The 18,193-nt window shown below is 53.5% G+C and carries 10 protein-coding genes; 2 read left to right on the top strand and 8 right to left on the bottom strand.

Going from position 1 to position 18,193, the window contains the following annotated elements; all coding sequences use genetic code 11:
- Positions 1 to 421: 421 nt before the first annotated feature.
- Entirely contained in the window at positions 422 to 2,656 is a 2,235-nt protein-coding gene (locus R3C20_03675) for a bacterial transcriptional activator domain-containing protein (GenBank protein ID MEZ6039577.1), read from the bottom strand.
- Positions 2,657 to 3,158: 502 nt separating this feature from the next.
- Between R3C20_03675 and R3C20_03670 the strand changes: the two genes are divergently transcribed.
- Positions 3,159 to 3,518, top strand: coding sequence for a hypothetical protein (locus tag R3C20_03670; protein MEZ6039576.1), 360 nt, complete (start codon positions 3,159 to 3,161; stop codon positions 3,516 to 3,518).
- A 237-nt stretch (positions 3,519 to 3,755) separates the two neighbouring features.
- On the opposite strand, the gene R3C20_03665 is transcribed toward R3C20_03670, so the two are convergent.
- From R3C20_03665 to R3C20_03635, 7 genes are all read right to left on the bottom strand, one after another.
- Positions 3,756 to 7,313: a HEAT repeat domain-containing protein gene (locus R3C20_03665; GenBank protein ID MEZ6039575.1), complete on the bottom strand. Its 3,558-nt coding sequence runs from the start codon at positions 7,311 to 7,313 to the stop codon at positions 3,756 to 3,758.
- Between the two features lie 74 nt (positions 7,314 to 7,387).
- A complete protein-coding gene (locus R3C20_03660; GenBank protein ID MEZ6039574.1) occupies positions 7,388 to 9,187 on the bottom strand; it encodes a GDSL-type esterase/lipase family protein in 1,800 nt (599 codons plus the stop codon).
- Positions 9,188 to 9,352: 165 nt separating this feature from the next.
- The gene (locus R3C20_03655) at positions 9,353 to 10,495 is read right to left on the bottom strand and encodes a hypothetical protein (GenBank protein ID MEZ6039573.1); all 1,143 of its coding nucleotides are present in this window, start codon (positions 10,493 to 10,495) and stop codon (positions 9,353 to 9,355) included.
- 13 nt (positions 10,496 to 10,508) lie between these two features.
- Positions 10,509 to 11,558: a MoxR family ATPase gene (locus R3C20_03650; GenBank protein MEZ6039572.1), complete on the bottom strand. Its 1,050-nt coding sequence runs from the start codon at positions 11,556 to 11,558 to the stop codon at positions 10,509 to 10,511.
- A 274-nt stretch (positions 11,559 to 11,832) separates the two neighbouring features.
- Positions 11,833 to 13,764, bottom strand: coding sequence for a tetratricopeptide repeat protein (locus R3C20_03645; protein ID MEZ6039571.1), 1,932 nt, complete (start codon positions 13,762 to 13,764; stop codon positions 11,833 to 11,835).
- Positions 13,764 to 14,828 carry an SGNH/GDSL hydrolase family protein gene (locus R3C20_03640; protein MEZ6039570.1) on the bottom strand — a complete coding sequence of 355 codons (1,065 nt, stop codon included), beginning with the start codon at positions 14,826 to 14,828 and terminating at the stop codon, positions 13,764 to 13,766. Before R3C20_03640 ends, R3C20_03645 begins: the two co-directional genes overlap by 1 nt.
- A 2-nt stretch (positions 14,829 to 14,830) precedes the next feature.
- A complete protein-coding gene (locus R3C20_03635; protein ID MEZ6039569.1) occupies positions 14,831 to 16,885 on the bottom strand; it encodes a tetratricopeptide repeat protein in 2,055 nt (684 codons plus the stop codon).
- Positions 16,886 to 17,138: 253 nt separating this feature from the next.
- On the opposite strand from R3C20_03635, the gene R3C20_03630 reads away from it, so the two are divergent.
- Positions 17,139 to 18,188, top strand: coding sequence for a DUF1559 domain-containing protein (locus R3C20_03630; GenBank protein MEZ6039568.1), 1,050 nt, complete (start codon positions 17,139 to 17,141; stop codon positions 18,186 to 18,188).
- Positions 18,189 to 18,193: the final 5 nt, after the last annotated feature.

The raw sequence follows: 18,193 nt of genomic DNA, 5'->3' as shown, positions 1-18,193 counted from the left end.
CCGGCAATGGCGTCGTAGCTTTGAGCTGTCAGCAGGGTTCGTCCGGGAATCTCCGCGTCGGATGCCTAATTCGACTTCAACTCTGTAAAGCCAGTCAGTGAAGATACGAGAGGACCGTTGCCGGACTGTCTGTGCCCGGGCTGTCTGTGCCCGGACGATCCGTGCCCGGACTTACACGAACCTGACATTCGACTCACGCAACCGGAAGAGTGAATGTCCATTGGGTGAATAATTAAGTTCTGATCGTGCGGCGCCACTGCGATTCGGGCATTGCGACCCATTCGAATTGTTCCGGCTTATTCTCAGCGGATCAAACTCAAACGACAGCGCGACGTCGATTCAGGCGTCCATCGGCAGGACAACACTGGAACCGGCGTTTCGACGCCGAGATCGCTGACGTAATCCGAAAGACGGTATAAATCTACGCCAGCGCACTCCGCGTCTCGACCTGCACCGTACGGTGACCCACCTGAACACTGGTTGAATGATCAATTTGTCCCGACTGAATATGAGCCTGAACGGCACGCACACTGGCAATCACGAACTCGAATTCCCGGAGTTCCAGCGGGCGAAACTCCTGGTTTGAAACGAACATTGTGTTAGGCCAGGCTTCCGGCGCGGCGACAGGCCAGCCAAACTGCTCGCAGGCCGCCACATCAGCGGGAGAGCAGAAATTCTGTTCCTGAAGTGAAAACCCAATTCCGTGCATTTGACGTACAGTTCCTGCCCGAACGTCATCGTCATCCTCCACCATCATCAACGCATGGACGACGTCGGGATCATCAAACAGCATCATGCCGATCTCCTGCCCCATTTGTCCCATCACAACCGCGTACCAACGACCGTGAAGAATTTCGGGGCATCGCACTTCTGTAACCGCATCCGTTCGAAGAGAAAGCCAGATTCTGGATCGGTAAAAATCGGCCGCCGCCTCGAAGAACTGCTCGACCAGATTCATGGAGGCACCTTCGATTCCCGTCACGGATGGCATCGAGCGATTTCCGGGCGCCATGAACTGGGTCAGATCTTCGAAAACCAGATCCAGTTTCTCGGCAGTGTCATTCGAGTCGACGCATCCAATCCTCAGTCGATCCGTCAACGGCTTGAGTGACAGCCGGTGGTCCGCGGATGCCACCAGGATACCACCTGGTAGTGTCGGCGTTTCGAGCGAAGGACTATTGGAAGCTATGGCAAGTGTTGCCCCAAGAGAGTCTTCATCCGGCTGCGTCATTGTCAACTGCTGCCCCAGAATGGTTCCGTCGGCTGCATTCAGAACAAGGCACATCCAGGGTTGAGTCGGTTCGCCTGTCTCTTCATCAGGAATCCACAGAGATAAGTGGCGCCAGTCCATCACCCATATCGCGTCGGCATCAATCGGTATTGATTCCAGATCATCAATCGACAGCAGCAGGTCACCGGAAATCGCAGCGGTGGACTGTTTCATCATTGCCAGAATCTGGGGAACATTAGTTCTCTGTTCCACTGCAATGTTCAGCCGCTCCGCAATTGGAGAGACCAGATTCTTCGCTTCTTCGTCAAACACGACAAACGTCGAAGGACGGCACGGCTCTCCTGTTTCCGGACTGGACATAGCATCCAGAATGGTCGCGTAGACATCGGTATCAGTATCGTCGATCACAAGACAAACGGGACGTTCGGATTCCTCATCCAGGATCGTCACAGCGGTATGGTCGTCAGAGAACTCAATTAGAATAAGCCAGAATTCATCGCTCTGATCGAGCTTCAGGGCTCTTTTCACCAACTTATCCCGGCCGAGCGGATCATCGTCGTCATCGAACAGTGATCCAAAGTCGCTCGGATAGTCAGGAAGATCCATACCGTACGTAACTCGCTTCAGCCACGTGATCGCGCCTGGCGTCGACCGCCAGACAGACATGAACATTCGCGCATAGAATTCCGCTTCTTCAGGAGATCCGGGATCGCTCGACCAGTCATCATCTAATAGACTGCCAGTCGCATGCATCAAACGCGGCACTACATACGGATTGAGCTCAATGGCGGCAACCAGTTTGTCCTTCAGCTGTTCAGAAGCGCCCGACTGAATGTATCGAATCAGGATATCGGTCATGACAATGATGATGTCCAAATCGTCATCGTAGGTTGTAGTCAATTCCGCAGCCCCATCAACGTTGCCGACACGTAGCAGAACCGACAGCAGTTGATAGCGGATTTCCATTTCATCTGCCGGATCATGCTGAAGGAGTCGCTCCAACTGACCAATAGCTTCCGTCGACTGGCCAGCCTCATCGTAAGCAGATGCCAAACGATACTGGGCCAGCAGCCATGGCTGCAGCACTTCGTTACTCCAGACAGTATCAGCCGCTGGAGTGACGAACTTCGAATAGTATGGTTCCGTGCGGACAAGCACCTCCTGCAGGATGCCGATAGCCACCGACAACGGAGCTTCGCCGGCTACGATAACAGCCGCTTCAATCAGTTCAGGGTGTTTCTCAATGGAATCCAGCAATGACAGGACAGACGCTTCCCGGTTTGGATTTGACACCAGCGCACGCACCAGGGAATCGACCGTGGGTTTTCTCGTGCGATGAGTCGTCTTACGCTTAGCCGGAGTTGATTTCTTTGCCCCGGCAGATTTCTTTGCCGACGACTTCGCTGCGGACTTCTTCTTTGCCACAATCCTGCGCTCTCTGCTACGAAACGATTCCAATGACACGACGAGGCGGAATCATGTCAGCATTCGCTCAAGGATTCTATCAAACACCATGCCGACTGCGGAAATTCCGCGGGACCACAATCGCAGCATCCGAATCGCAGGGAGTTGTGTAGAGATTTGAGCGAACCATTTATGCTCGTCCGAGTCCCTGCAGGTGCTGGCTTCGCTTCTTCTCTTCTACCGAGTCTCGATGTTTTCGTTTCAGCTATGAAACTCTTGCCTGTCTCGTCTTGTTACTGAGAGTCCCCATGCGTGCGCTGCCCTAACCGAACACCTTCCTGAAGAACGGGACTGGCTCGAGCAGGAGACCTAAAAACACGATAGCTTACCGTCGTCCTGCGTGTCTGTCGCGGTTCTTCAACGCACAGTTAACAGTTAGAAATGTCGTATCGCGGCGTTCAGTGAACGACCGCCATCCGTCGATTTCCGCGCATGAACTGAACTCATTCACCAAAGATGAGATATGCCAACGAAAACAAATTCATCCACAAGTGTGGTCGCTCAGGTGGCCGGAGAAGATGTACGTGCTGGAGACTATATCACCGTTTTGAATGAGGTGGTTGAGTTACCTTCATTTCTCTGGGGGTGCTCTGAGACATCATTCCCTCCTGATGAGATGGTCCGGACACGACAGATTCCGGATATCGCCGGTCAACCGTTCCGAGTGGTGGAAGTCTGCCTGCCATTTGTCTACGCGAGACAACCGAACAGGTCGTTGACGACCTTCGATACTCGGCAACATCAACTCGTGCGAATGAAACGCAGGACGGGCCAATTGGTCTGGAAGGAATTCAGGAAGCACTTCAGGAATTCGCGCAAATGATCCGTGCGCCGCGCAAATCCAAGTCGCGCAGGATTCACTGCCACGGCTGAGGTCAATTCCAAAGAGTCCCGCGGCCTCAGCTGCTGATCGAGAGTTCGCCTGCAGCCGCGGCGAGTACGGAACGGGAACTCAATTGCGTCTCGGATCCACGCCCGCGTCCCGATTCCACGCCCGCGTCCCGATTAAGATGCGCACTGAATCAACGTTTCTCTGATCAGCAGGTCAGACGAACAAGGCTCAATTCACAAACTCCGCATTTCCACCGCCCGGTGTATCTACGAGTTCCAGCGACAAATCATCGGTTCGTCGAGTTTGATCCACGGTCAATGTGAGTCGATGAGTTCCAGCAGGCAGATCCAGACTGAACTGCTTTGCAAGATCAACCGGCTTGTCATTGATCCGTAATTCCAGTCCGTCAATCGAATTCAACTTCAATCCAATTTCCCCGGGCGAGGTCACTCGAAGGGACGTTCGAACAAAGCCCACGCCTCGACTTCCGGATGCTGAACGATTTCGAACCTCGACAACCGGAATGTCCTGCAGTGGTAAAGCGCCGGAGACTCGACTGTATTGTGACGTCCAGACAAATGCAGGATCATCTGTCGCTGCCTGCCCATAGCTGGTTCGACGTAACTGATAGGCTGCCTCCGGTGTCGCCTGCATAACCAGCCACGTGCGTGCAAATCGTTGGCGTGAAACTGTAAAATCAGAGGTTCGTCCGAGTTCGGAAAGGAATCGGACCAGTGATGCGAGTTCCTGATCTGTCAGTGCGTCGACGAGACCTTCGGGCATCAGCGAAACACCCTGAGCCGTCTCTTCAATCTCGCTCCGCAAGATCTCCACAACATGATTGTCCGCCGTTCGCAGTGTCACAGATTCTTTTGACTGCTGAATCTGCACGCCCGACAGAACCTTACCGTCAACGGTGGCAATGACCACTGTGTGGTAGTTTTCCTTGACCTTTGCATTCGGGGCCAGGAGCGATTCGAGCAGATAGTCCGGTTGTGCGCTGGCGCCAAGACTGACCATATCCGGGCCGACTTTTCCTCCGGCCCCGCCAATTGCATGACACTTCAGGCAACCAAGTTGTTCATTCCGAAACACAGCCTCGCCCTGCGAGGCAGAGGAACTGGCCGCAGCCATTCGCAGAAGGCTGTCGCGTTCAGCATCAGACAACGCTTTGCGACTGGTGACGTTGCCCGCAGCTTTTATCTTCGCCTCCAGCTCCGGTGCAACACTTCCCGATTCACGAAGAACACGAAGGATATCCCTGGCCACTTCAGTATCGAGGCTGCGGTTGCCGATGGCCTTGACGAGAAGACCAGCGCCATCTTTCTGCCCCAGAAATGCTCTGGCGATTGAGGCGGCATCATCGTCCGTCTTCATCTGGCTGAGTAAATCGCCGGCGAGCTCGGCCGCCCGTCGTGGCATTGCCGTCGTAAACGCAACCAGAGCCCGTTTCCGCAGACTGATTGCTTCGGACGGACTGGAAATCAGGGAGGCAATCGAATTCAGCAACTCCTGATCCCGGACCGACGCAGCTCCGTTGATGACGGCAAGACGATCTCCCTGGTCGGCTTCCGCGTCTTTTACGAGCTTAGAAACAACCTCACGCGCTTCTGCAACCTTCCATTGCACGGCCCCTTCCAGAGCAGCCTGTCGAGCGAGGGTCTCTTCGGATGTGAGCAATGGAAGCAGCGATTGAGGTTCAAACAGAGGCACGATCTTTCGTGCTGACGATGACTGCAGAAGTGTGCGTAGTGAAGCCGTATCCTGATGCTCCGCAGCCATTGACACCAGCTGACCCATCTGGGCCGCGTTCGCATTGTCCGTAATCAAGTGCATCAACCGACCACGCTGGTCCGCCGTCACGGAGGCGTCGTAAAGTCCCTTCATCAATAAGTCCACCGGCGCGCCACTGCCAATAGCGCTGAAGGCGAACAGAATTTGATCTGCATCGTTATCGAAAGTCAGTTTGCCTTCATTGAATTCCGGCAACCAGCGATCGGAAAGCTCCCGCGTTGTCAGCCACATCGCATAGTCAAGAAACTCATCCTTCGGCTGGCGAAGCGGCTTCAGCGCCAGCTCAATATTCGCAGGCTGGTCGAACTGGCGTACCATGCTGCGGCTGTCGGCATCATGTGACATGATTTCCATGGTTCCGTCAGTCGACATGGCCTGCTGTCGCTGGGAATCATCCAGTGGACAGTAAGACAAAGCCCGTACCGCTTCCAGCCGCACGCGGGGATGGCTGTCTGTGACCAGTTTCGCGAGCCACTGATGTGAATCGTCCATGAAATACTTCCAGTGACTTAAGATGCGAACCGCACCGGCCCGTATTCGTCCATCGGGACTGGCCAGCAATTGCCGCAGCATCGACAGATCCATTTGTCGAGCGGCCTGAATGCACCAGAGAGATTCCAGATGGACGTGATCGCGTTCCTCATCCGTAAGTTCTGCCGTAGACAACCACTCTTTCAGCTCAGGTATGACCGTTTCGCCTCGCTGTCTCAGGATTTGTTTAGCCGCCTGTCGCTGAAAGTTGTCACTGGAACGAAGCAGTTCAAACAGTTCCCGATTGCTCCGGCCGGAAACAGGCTTCCATTCGGAATTCTTCGCACCGGTCCAGCGAATCCGCCAGATGCGTCCATGGGTGTGGTCACGACGTTCGTCACGAAAATCGACTTCGCCGTGCTGGATGATGGGGTTGTACCAGTCTGCAACATAGATTGCCCCATCCGGTCCCAGCTTAACGTCAATGGGTCGAAATGCGACATGATCTGACCAGATGACCTCCTGCTGTTCTCGGGAAACGAACCCCGAGCCTTCCTCTGATAATGTGAATCGCACGACACGATGTCCGCGAAAGTCATTTGTGATTGCGTTTCCCTGCCAGTCCGGGGGCAGGTTCGGTGACTCAACAATTTCCAGACCACAGTGTTTCGGACTTCCCGGATTCAGTCCATGCAGAATGCGTGCAGCATCGGCAGCGGTGAAATAATAGGCTCCGGGAACGATGTAATTGATCCCTTCGCCCCCCGCACCATCGGTTGCAAACGACTGACCAAAACGGTCGAAATGATGGCCCCAGGTATTTACAAGGCCTCGCATGAACACGCCTAATTCCATCGTCTCAGGGCGATACTGCCAGATCCCGCCGGCATTCAGGCGACGTACTCCCCATGGTGTCTCAATGTGACTATGGATGTAGATTGACTGATTGAAGTACAGGAAACCGTCCGGTCCCCAACGCAGCGTATGAAGAATGTGATGGGTATCTTCAGTGCCAAATCCGGACAACACCACTCGTTTGGAATCCGCCTTCAGGTCTCCATCCTTGTCAGCAAAGTGCAGCAGTTCAGTGCTGTTGGCAACGTACGCTCCGCCGTCACCCGGAGCAATTCCTGTAGGAATCAGCAGTCCACTGGCGAACACGTGCGTCTGGTCAGAGACCCCATCGTGGTCTTTGTCTTCCAGCACCAGCACACGATCCGTTGCTTCAGCACCCGGTATGATTTGCGGATAGACCTCAGAACTAACAATCCATAGTCGACCATCTTCGTCGAAGTTCATTTGAATCGGTTTGGCGATCATTGGATCGGCAGCAAACAGATTCACTTCGAATCCTTCAGGCACCCTGAATGTCTGCCGCTCCAATTCCGGATCGGGCGATGGAATATTCTTCAGGTCCCGCTGGGCAAGACCAACATTCGGGAACGAAATGATGGCAACCAACGATGTCAGCCACAACGTCAGGGAAGAATGCAGCAACGATTTGATGAAAGTAGAAAGCATCGAATGTAATCCGTCAGGAAACCGCGTTTACGGTAAATTGAGTGACTATGAAAAGAATCTGAACCCGATGCCCACTATTGTCGGCTGATCTCAATCCGTCGCCACTGCGGCTGTTTCAGTTGCTGAATCTGCGATTCCAGCTCTCTTACGAACGGGTCAAATTGTGCGATTTCCACAGCATTGTTGCCTTGTTCATGTTTTCGAAAACCGAACAGATAGGTGATGTTCTGCGGACGCCATCGATGAAAATACAGCTCGTTTTTTCGAGCCACTGTCAAATTCAGTTGCTCGTATTGCCAGCTCACCGGGGCTCTCAAGTGGAGTTGATCATCAGAAGCAGCAATCAGTACTTGTGGGGCAACTTCGGCGGCGGCGTTGACAGAAGGCGAATGCACCTTTCCGCTCCATCCCATGCCAAGATCCTTGCCCGCAATCTGGATATCAAGAGGGATCGGGGAAACGACGGATTCCTGCAGTTCGAACGTCACCAGCTTATTCGGAGAGCCGTTCCAGACAACATTGCGAACCGCTCCTGCCGTCACACTGATTTTCTGCTCAACCGCATCGACCTGAACCTGACATCCCGATGCGGAGATACCCAGCAATCGATCTCTCGCCACAACACTGGCAACCTTATACCCCCGGGCATTGAAATGCATCCCGTTTTCGGACCACCGTGAAGCTGCCATTGCTAACAAATCAGAATGCTGGGCCGTATCCGGGCTGACGGAAGTGTGCTCCAGAGAGAGTCTCCCATCCACAGCATTCAACTGATCGGTGAAGTCATTGAACAGATCGACAAACGTCAACGCCCGCTGTGAGGCGACCTCCTGGACTGCATTTGCAAATTGCAGAATGCGATCATTAAATCGTGACGGATCCGGAATCGGTCGAACAGCTGGCAATAGTTCGTGAGGCGTCATCAGGACGATCGCAGCAGATGTCGTTTTCAAGTCATCCAGCAGGCGATTGAGCTGAACCTGAAACTGTTCCACGGACAGCCGACTGTTCAGTGCCTCATTCTGGCCATAACAAATGATGATGACTGACGGCTCTTCCGCGCGGACATGCTCAATCATCCGCAGATAGCCCGTCTCCGGTGAATCAAAGATGCCTCTGGAATCTGCGAATACGGTATCCGCATCCCAACCCAGATTTCGGAAGGTCAGATTCAGACCAGGAGATGCGGCAGTCAGCAGTGATTCCAAATGTCCAAACTGTTGGGCGCGTTCAAAGAACGTCGCGCCAAGCAGGACGATGTGATCTCCGTCTCTGAACGCAAAGGGGGACCTCTTCTGGGCAGCCGCCGTCGCAACGACAACAACCTTCGACGCCGACCCCGGTTGAAAGCTGGCAGATCCAGACTCCGTGCTGCCAGCGTCGACCTTCCAGTCCCGCGCGTTGAAGTCAGTTTGCTGCCACCCGACAGGAGGAGCTGTATCCGAAACTCTCCATTCACCGGTCACAGCCTTCGATTCCAGTTGAATAGTCGTGGCCAGCGCAGAGGTTTTCTCCGCTGTCCGTACTTCGATAGCAATACAATTTCGTCCGTTCCTAAGCAGGCTGCTGATATCGAGTTGCAGGGGAGCCACTTGACCGTCGACGACTTCCATGGGTTGCTGCCGAATTATGCGTTGCCCGTTCACATGCAGTGAGACAGTACCTGCGGATGCCAACTTCATTTCGCACGGCTGGCCCGCAGGATTTGCGTTGAATGTGAAGCGGTACCATCGACTCCCGTCGCCATCCGGACGATTCGCCACATGCCAGACCATTGGCACGGAATCGTCGGCGTGTGCGACATCAACAGAATGGCAGGTAGAAAGAACCGCGGAAGTGATCAGTGAAATCTGAAAAGCAAATTGTATCGACATGAAGCAGCCTCGCTCGGCAGTGCAGGGCAGGGATGAGTGGGAGAGAATCAGGAGAGTGATTGAGAGGGCGAATCCAGTCGATGGCCATCGTCAACCTGGACGCCATCATAATGGCGTCGTCGTTGACCTACCACTGAGCGGCAGGTTTCGCACCACGATTGAAAGCTATCCACCGGAAGAATCAGCGGACTTATGTGAAGAACGGTCCCGAGTGACGGGGAGCAGAAACTGCGCCACCAGAAACAAGACAACCGGGGCGACCCACAATGCCCGGGCGACCTGCAGGACAAGGGGAGGCCAGTCTGCCGCTTTGGCAATCACCAGGAACGCAACCATACCAAACAGCGTCCATGTCAGAACACCGCACCCGATCGCTGTCATCTGGCTCTTAAAAACGCCGCGTTCACTTCCGGAATCAAAATAAACGTCCACTGTTCGGCGCCGACGCAGTGATTTATCAACGGCATCATTAAGTTCCATCGCGGTCGAGAACGCTTCCATCCACGGCACGCAGCGGCCTTTATCTCCACAAAGCCATGCGATTCGTGCGAGAATACCTTCCCAGTTCGAAAGTTCGATTCTGGTTGCACGGCCGCCAGCCTCGTTCAGACAAATCACTGTCCCTGAATTCTGCATCGAAGAAGGCGAAGCCGGACCATGGATCGTAATCGTTGCCGGAGGAAGATTCTGTTCGGCCATCGCCGAATTTCCCAGCGTCAATAGCCTTGAGATCAGCTGTCCGTCAGGCGATCTGGACTCGATCGCAGTAATCTGGGTGTAGAGCAACCCCAGCGCCGCTGGTATGTCCAGCATCTGAATCTGACGCTGCCGAAGTGCCAGAGCATCATTCATCCTGATGTGGGTGTCGATAGCAATCTGTAACCACGGTTCAGGGGTCTGGAAGAGCTGATGGGATTCAGACCCCAATTCCTTCAGCTGCATTCGGCCTGTGAGGGGCACAATCGAATGAGTCGACTCGTCCAGTATCAGGTGCAGTTCGAAGCTGAACGCTGTTGTGGCTGATTCCGGGATAAAGACGACAACATGACGATCGGCCTGAACAGCAGATCGCGTCAGGTTCAGTATCTGTTCGCAGTCGTCCATTGCGATCACAACAACATCGACACCCGACGCAAGAAACGCATCTTCCGGGGTAGACTGAACCTGAATCGGGATTCCGGCGGTGGCGAGTTCATTCGCAAGTTGACCGGAGGCATAGCAATGATTCAAACCATGGACCGCGCTATCGTGAATCAGCTGAATCAGCGGCACGACCGAAGGCTGATCCCCAACGACTGAGAACTGCATTTCTGGCCTGTTCTTACAAAAGCTGCTTTGATGGTTTGGGGACTTCCTTCAGCAACCGCATTATCAGATCGTCAACACTTACCCCCTCAGCTTCGGCGCTGAAGGTTGGAACAATTCTGTGACGCAGAACCGGAGCAGCCAGTGCCTCAACATCATCGCGAGTGACGTGATAGCGTCCCTGCAGCAAAGCGCGCGCTTTCGATGCCAGGACCAGTTGCTGACAGGCTCGCGGACCGGGTCCCCAATCAATCATTTCCTTCACCCAACTCGCACACGTTGGATCTTTCGGCCGCGCCGCCCGCACAATATCCAGGACATAGTTCTTCACATGTTCGGGGAGAGGGACTAACCGAACCGTTTGCTGAAACTCAATGATGTTCGCGCCATCAATCACAGGTTTCAGTTTTGCCGACTGATTCGATGTTGTCCGATCGATAATCAGGGACTCTTCATCTCGCGAAGGGTAATCGACAACGACATTGAACAGAAATCGGTCTCGTTGCGCTTCGGGCAGCGGATAGGTCCCTTCCTGTTCAATTGGATTCTGTGTGGCCAGCACAAAAAATGGTTCTTCAAGTCGATAGGATGTCCCGCCGACAGTGACTTCATGCTCCTGCATCGCTTCCAGCAATGCCGCCTGTGTCTTTGGCGGAGTTCGGTTAATCTCATCCGCCAGAAGCATCTGCGTAAAGACAGGACCTCGTTCGAAGACCATATCTCGATGCCCAGTTTCACGGTTCTCCTGGATAATGTCTGTTCCGGTAATATCTGCAGGCATCAAATCCGGAGTAAACTGAATCCGATGAAATGTCAGCCTCATTGTTTCAGCAAGCGACCGAACCATCAGCGTCTTTGCCAGTCCGGGGACACCTTCCAGCAGGCAGTGCCCGCGTGCCAGAATCGCAATCAACAATTGTTCTACGACGTCATCCTGGCCGACGACAACCTGACTTAGTTGCTCCCGAACCAGCTGACACCCCTGAACCAGCCGCTTTGCACGCCGCTGATCATCATCGGGCAATGACTTGTCTGACGAGAATGACTTGTCTGACGAGATGGACATTCAATCCTGCTTTCAAGGCGTCATGATCTGCGAATCGGCTGCAGCGGGCTTTCTGAAGTTCGAAATCCCGTTCACCAGAATGAGCAACTTGATCGACGCCAGGCTGTTCGTCAAATCAGACGGGGCTGCGTTTTCGTATTCGGTCAAGGGTTGCCAGATTTGGCGTCGATCGACCTTTAACTGTTGGTTGAAAAACCGGGGCAGGACGACTGGAAACTATCGTGCTTTAAGGTCTCCTGCTCGAGCCAGTCCCGTTTTTCAACAGGCTGTTCGATCACCGATCCAGTCGTTGGATTGCCTCGCGTAACTCCGCAATTGCCTGATGGTCTGGCTGCAGCGACTCAATCACAGCAACAGATGCTCGAGCCAACTCGTCCTGGCCGGCAGAAATGGCCTGCTGTGCCAGCAACAAGTGGGCGTCAATCAGCTGCTGATCACCAATCGACACTGTTGACTCGCTAACCACTTTCTGCAAGTGCCTGATCGCTGTCAAAGCGTCTCCTGCATCCGCTGAAATCTGAGCGAGATGAAAATGCGCTGTCAGTAGTTGCGGATCCAGATCCAAAGCCTTTGTCAAATCCTTCGTCGCCTGCTGCGAACGCCCCAGCATCAGTGATGCGATTCCCATATTGGCATAGGCCTGGGCATTATCACCGCCAATCTCAATCGCTCGTTTGTAGTGCACAATTGCCTCTTCCGGCTGTCCCTGAAATGCAAGACAGAGCCCCAGGTTGTATTGGGCTTCGTCATTCATGGGACTCAACTCAATGGCTCGCCGAAAATACCCCTCCGCTTCGTCAAGCCGCCTTTCAGAAAAGCTGACGTTTCCGAGGCTCACGTAGGCGAAAACGTAGTCCGGATCCAGCTCCAGAGCACGATGAAAAAGATTCGATGCTCGTATCACATCTCCGGTGGCAGCGTATTCGTAACCAAGCTTATTCAGCGACATGCTGCATTCAGCGACATCCACGGCGTGTGTAAAAAGCGTCATTGTATTTTTCCAGTACGCCGTTTGTCTCCACGCACACAATGTCATTGCCACGACAAATCCAGTTGCGATCACCCGCACCGGCCAAAGCATCAAGCGGCTGCGCCGGCACACCGCGGCACCTGACCAGGCGACGGCGAGCAATAACCCGATCATCGGAAAGTACATGTAACGATCGGCCATCCGCTGAGTACCAATTTGCACGAGACCAATCACCGGAACCAGCGTCCCAAGAAACCACAGCCATCCAACCAGCATCCATGGCGCATTCTTTGCGGTTCGAATTACGCCCGCGGAGACCAATACCAATATCAATCCGCCAACGATCGCCTGCAACCACAATCCTTCTGCAGGGTATGGATAGTAAACCGAAAGGTGCATCGGAACGATCGTCTTGATCAGATAAATCATGTAGCAGGAAATGGCGTTCAGAACCCTGACGGACACAGGGAAGCTTTCGAGGGAAGCAACTGCAGCTCCATCAGCCTGTGCAAAAAACGCCACACCACAAAAGATAACAGTGAGAATCAGATACCCTGATTTCTCTGCCCATCGTAATGAACGCCCGAGAGGCCAGACGTCCATCAACAACAACACACATGGCAAAGTTACTAACATCTGTTTCGATGCCAATGAAAGCGAGTAGGCAATCAGGCTCGCCAGGTGCCAATGTATTCGACGGGCTCCCACGAATTGCAAATGCAACTCAATGCTCAACAGACCAAAGAAAACGCTTAGCACATCCTTTCGCTCGGCAACCCACGCCACAGATTCAACATGCAGCGGGTGAATGGCGAAAACAATCGCAACAAATGCAGACGGATGAATCGCCCGGGTTGTTCGAAACAGTATCCGGAACAACAACAGCGACGAAGCCAGATGAAAAAGCAGGTTAGTCACCAGAAAGCCGCCTGCATTCAATCCATAAATTTCTGCATCCAGCATCAATGACCACCACGTCAGTGGATGCCAGTTCGCGGATCCCTGAACGCTTTCCCGACTGAACGCCCAAACAAGATTCGCCCAGGTCAGGCCTGAACGAACATGGGGATTCTCTGAGACGTACGTGCCATCATCAAAGTTTACGAACTGATGCGACCGAACCTGCCAGTACACAACTGCCGTCAACGCGATGATAATTCCGCAGTAGACGAAGCCGACGTGGCGACGGACCTGCAACGCATCGTCTTGCTTTCGAATCGGAGCAGGGGCACTCATTAGTCTGACTCTGTCTCCCTGAAATGCTTCGTCAAAAAGGCGTCGATTTCGCGAGCAGCCACCTGATGTGCGTAGATCCCGGGATGAGCATCTCGGCTGTTTACGGTCCACTCGGCGGTGGGATTCTTTTCCCATTCCGACTGAAACACCGGAAGTAGATCGAGGTGATCGACTCCGGAATCTTTCCAGTATTCTCCCACCAGGTCGTGGGCATTTTGAAATTCGTAATTGCCGAGGCAATGCACAAAAGGAAAAGTAACAACCAGGAGCCGACCACCTGAATCTTCCACGGCTTCCCGGATCCCATCGAGACGCCTTTGCTGACGCCTCCACTCTTCACTTTCAGCGGTGTATATGCCTGTGACTGACTGATAGTACTTCTGCAGTTTCGGATGCTGCCACATTACCCATCGAGAACGCAATGTATCCAGTAGATAACTGCTGCTGACGATAAGTCCTGGTCGTGCCTGATAAACTCTGGCCAGTTCATCCTGCCACGTGTCCATTAAATCCGAAACATCATTCAGACAATAGACGAGCACGACAACATCCGTTTGGTATCCGGATTGAGGCAGGAAACGGACAAGCTCCAGCTCTTTCTGAGTGTCCCAACCACAATCTGCCAGGACATGAACTTCGTCCCCCGGGCGCATCTTTCGCAGAAGGTTGGCGAATCTTTGATCGACGTCGGTGATGCCCTGACCAGCTGTAAAGGAATCGCCCAGAAAACTCACTCTTCGCTGGCCAGGCGTTGTCTCAGGCAGGTAATGGACGGAATCTCGAAAGCCTGCCATGTTGCGGACAAAATGCCTGCTGAACCAGCGCGCCGAAACTTTCGACAATGAGAACGAATCCGTCGTATCAACAAAGAACCGGTAGTAAATCTCTCCCGAAAAGAGCACGATCGACGACAGGAACATGAAGACAACGAAGTTGCCAAGCAGCAAATTCCGGAAAGAAGCTGGCCTGATCTTCCCGCGACGGAAAGGCACCAGATCAGCAGCAATCCTTAGTAAAAGGAATGGAGCGACTGCCAGGATCAGGAGTGTTAGATTCTCTGCCAATTCTATTTCTCCTGATCCGATTCACGTTCCGCCTGCCAGAGCCGCTCGAGGTTTCCTGTCAGCGGTTTGTCTCCCGGGAATGCAGACTTTATTTTCCGCCAATAGGGCAGAGCCTCATCCGTTCGACCAACTTCGCAAAGAGTATCAATCAGATTCATCACCACGGGCAGATAGTCCGGAAATCGGTGAACTGCCCTTTGTAACACTTCGACGGCCTGATCCGGTTCACCTTGTGTCCTCAGTGCTATGGCAAGGTTCATATAAGCGGGAGGAAACTCCGGCTCCAGTTCAAGACATCGTTCGTAACAAACAATTGCATCGGCGAATCGGTCCTGCTGCACGTAGAGGTTTGCCAAACGAAACTGCGAGATTCCGAGCGTTCGATCAATTCGCACACTCTCTTCAAGACACCTCGTCGCAACAGACAGGTCCCCCCGCCGTGATTCTACATCAGCCAGATTCAACCAGGCCTCAGCATCTATCGGGCGCAGACGGATTGCTCGCCGATAGTATTCAGAAGCCTTTTCCAAATCGTTGATTCTGTCGAACTCGAGAGCCACATTGTAGGAGGTAACCGACGCCATATGGTCAGCATTCACGATTGGCAGACCGGCAATAAGACCGGCCAACACAACTGTCGAGAACGCCGCGAAAGTTTGAAGACGGCGCGCCGTTGACCCCACCGGACTCACTTCCGACTTCTGTTCCTGACCGTTGTTCCAAATCAGATGACGACTGATGTCCACAAGCCGCTGGATTCCTAGACCTGCCGGCAGAAACAAGAGAACAGCCAGCGGGTAGCGGTAACGGCCCATGACGTAAAATGCCAGGACACTCATCGCATACAGCGCGACAGCAAAAGCAATGACCCTGATCGCCGAATTTCGTCGGCCCGCGAGTACACCAAAGACGGCGAGCGGAAAGAGCGTTCCAAAATGAAACACGTGCCGCGTCAGCCTCAATGGAGTTGACCATTCAGAATACGTCTGAAGATCTTCTGTGTCAGTGATCTCTTCGGCATTAGCGAGTAGCAGGAATTTCCGCCCCATCAGCTTCAGCCAGGACACTGGATGTTCGCGGATAAACGTTAACGCCTTTCCAGTCCAGTAAGATGAAACCTGCGAAGGCGATAGCGTGTATCCCAGGGCATCTTCGGCAATTTCAGTCGCGTCGGTACGTTCGAACGCGGCGTTCCCACCACCCTGCCTGACTGGTTGATACATACCATTGGCGTCGGCATTATTCCCAATGAAGAAATTGGGGCCAAACTGCGAAGTTGTCAGATGAAACTGCCCACCGATGAATGCGTTTCGAAACGCAACCGGAAGCAGCACGATGCTTGCCCCGGTGGCCAGAAAGCCCAAAGGCCTGATGCTCCGGAGCACGAGATCCGCCCGGTTTCCTCTCTGGAAGAGCCATCGAAGGCAGACCCAAAGCACGACCGGAAGCAGCACTATTGCATTTTCGCGATTCAAAATCACCAGACCGAACGTTACCCCTAACAAGAGTGGTTTTGACCATTGTGACGGACCATTCTGTTTTGTCGCGATCACCAACGCCCAAATCAGAGAGGCGAACAACAGCGTATCCAAAGATGATTTTTGCACGAGCATGTCAAAGAACAACGCAGGCGCATAGAACGTTGCGATAATGCCTGTGGCCATGCCAGCAGTTCGCCCGAATGAGCGTCTTGCTGCATCTGCCAGTATCACGCACGCAACCGCACCAGTGACAGCCTGGAACACCAGAACTGGCATTCTTTCGAAACCCCAGAGCCAGTAAATACCGCCCAGCGTATAGGGATAGAGCGGCGACTGATAGAAAACGTCCTGCCCAAGTAAATCTCCGCCGGCGATCCGCTGCCCCCAATCGGAGTAACTTTTGGAATCGCCCATGAGCATTGGAAAAAAAGGGGCTTTCGATATCTGCCAGACCTGGACCAGCCGCAGCATCAGCGCAGTCAGGAAAAGAAGGGCCATGCCGGGCAGCATCGCTTTTTCTACGCCGAATCGCGTTGTTTCTTTTGATTGCTGCAAGACGTTATTCAGCCGCTTCATCAAAAATGCCGGGGACAGGAATACGAATCACGGTACTCCAGCAAGCGAGACAATGCGAGTAAAGCGGGTCGGAAAGCGTATTACAGTCGACACGCAAGTTGAAGACTCAACACTGCCCACAATCAAGGCAGCATTGCTCTCCAGGACAACGCCAGACCTTTGACAGAATCAAAACTGAGATTGAAGATCGATGTTCTGGTTATTTCGCGGTCAGTGGTCGTTGTAAATACCTAACACTTTCTGGAGACATCGAATGAGAAGACTGAAGAAACGAGGATTCACCCTGATCGAATTGCTGGTGGTCATTGCGATCATTGCAATTCTGATTGCGTTGCTTTTGCCTGCGGTGCAGCAGGCTCGGGAAGCGGCACGGAGAACGCAATGTAAGAACCAACTCAAGCAGCTGGCACTGGCGTGCCACAACTACCACGATGCCTTCGGTATGTTCCCGATGTCTTCAAGTGCTGACGGATCGCTGGACACAGGAGACATGCCCGGTTCGACCGCGAATAAGGTCCAAAGACTGAATCACAGAGGCTGGATTGGTGTGCTACCATTCATTGAGCAAGCGTCGCTTTACACATCGATCAACACGAGCGGTGCAACCGGCTCTTATAATCGTTGTGGTTCACCAGAGTTGCCTCCCCCCTTCAATGACCCGAACACAAACGGCAATGCTCAGTGGGTCAGCAAGTCGCTGACTGCTTTCCTGTGTCCGTCTGACTCCGGAAATACTCATTACACCGGTGCAACAGTGAATTACGTCATCAGCCCGACCGCTCAGGCAGCAGGGTTCTATGCACCGCTGATCAACTACGACTTCTCTGTCCAGCGCTACAGCAACAGTATGACGCTTTGGTCAAACCGGACGAAGGCATCTCGTCGAATGTTCGGACTTCAGTCCAACAGTCGAATTCGCGACGTTACCGACGGTACAAGCAACTCTGTCATGCTTCTGGAATCAACCCGCGAGGTCGTGAATGGAATCAACCAGTCATGGGGACATTCCAAGTGGGTCGGAAATGGTCTGGACCTTGCCGTGGCAGATCCGGGAGCTGCGTCCGCTCCGAACTTTCGAAAGATCAACTACTGGACATGCTGCCCATGGTGGGCTCCACCCAATACCAAGACAGTGGCCGACAATCGTCTGCGTGACTGGGGAACAGTTGGCAGTCTGCATACCGGTGGCGCGCAGGCGGCACTTGGCGATGGATCCGTTCGATTCCTCAGCGAGAACACTGACGGAACAGTCCTGAACAACCTGGCATTCATTGCGGACGGAAATGTAATCGGGGACTTCTAAGTCAC

The organism is Planctomycetaceae bacterium (assembly GCA_041398825.1).
Taxonomy (GTDB): domain Bacteria; phylum Planctomycetota; class Planctomycetia; order Planctomycetales; family Planctomycetaceae; genus F1-80-MAGs062.
The sequence above is the reverse complement of the archived record's forward strand: the minus strand, read 5'-3'. Positions and strand labels throughout refer to the sequence as shown.